The organism is Endozoicomonas sp. SESOKO1, assembly GCF_024606265.1.
Lineage (GTDB): Bacteria > Pseudomonadota > Gammaproteobacteria > Pseudomonadales > Endozoicomonadaceae > Endozoicomonas.
Window position 1 is genome coordinate 1 of record NZ_JAHHPP010000264.1, and the last position, 1,202, is coordinate 1,202.

1 protein-coding gene is annotated in these 1,202 nt (G+C 50.2%); it reads left to right on the forward strand.

The features are described 5' to 3' along the window. The first annotated feature begins 171 nt into the window (after positions 1 to 171). A complete protein-coding gene (locus KDK13_RS12035; protein ID WP_257285215.1) occupies positions 172 to 1,032 on the forward strand; it encodes an aldo/keto reductase in 861 nt (286 codons plus the stop codon). Positions 1,033 to 1,202 lie beyond the last annotated feature (170 nt).

Genomic DNA, 1,202 nt, shown 5'->3' on the forward strand with positions numbered 1-1,202 from the left:
GTCACCGTAAAAGTTCTCACTACGGGAACTTTTATGCGATAACCAAGCTGTTCTCTGGGCAACGAACGGTGAAACAGAAACGTTCTTGAGCGATCAAGAACCCTCGCCCGATAGGGCGGTGAGTGTCAGATCAATGTTTTCCACTCAACAAAATCAAATGGAGGCAAGGAGATGACCGAAGGGCCTGAAAACAATCCATTTACGCTTCACGATACCCATGCTCCCCGTTTTATCTATGGCACGGCCTGGAAAGAACAAGCCACGTCAGAGCTGACGCTGAAAGCCCTGAATAACGGCTTCACAGCAATAGACACTGCCAACCAGCGCAAACATTATTTTGAAGAAGGGGTTGGGGAAGCGTTGCAGAACTTCTACCAAACCAGTGGCAAGTGCCGTGAAGATCTCTACCTGCAGACTAAATTCACCTACGCTGAAGGGCAAGACAACCGCCTGCCCTACAATCCTGAAGCCGATACCAGAGTCCAGGTCGAGCAGTCCTTCCTCTCATCACTGGAGCACTTGAACACGGATTATCTTGATGCTTATCTGCTGCATGGCCCATCCCGGTCCCATGGACTCAGTGACCGGGATCTTGCCGTCTGGGAGGCAATGGAAGACTTCTACCGGTCTGGCCATATCAAACTTCTGGGGGTCAGCAATGTCAATCACGACCAGCTGGAGTACCTGAGCCACCATGCAGCGATCAAACCCATGCTGGTGCAGAACCGCTGCTTTGCCAGAACCGGATGGGATGCGAACATACGGGAGCTATGCCATCGACATGACATTCTTTACCAGGGGTTCTCTTTACTGACAGCCAACACCCGACTGTTCGAAAAGCCTGAATTTCTGGCCATCATGGCCAGAACCGGATTAACCGGACCACAGGTTATTTTTCAGGCCGCATTAAAAATGGGGATGATTGTCTTGACTGGAACCAGTGATGCAGAACACATGCAACAGGACCTGAATTGTCTGCAGACACCATTGACGGATAATGAAGTGACTTTAATAGAGCAATTGATGGCTTGAAATGCTTTTTTCAGAAGGCAGGCCAGGAATAGCGTCTGTCTGGGCTGCCCCAAGGCAAGGATGACAGAAAACACATATAAAAAAAAGCCAGCATGATGCTGGCCAATAAAAAAGGTGGTCGGGGTAGAGAGATTCGAACTCCCGACATCCTGCTCCCAAAGCAGGCGCGC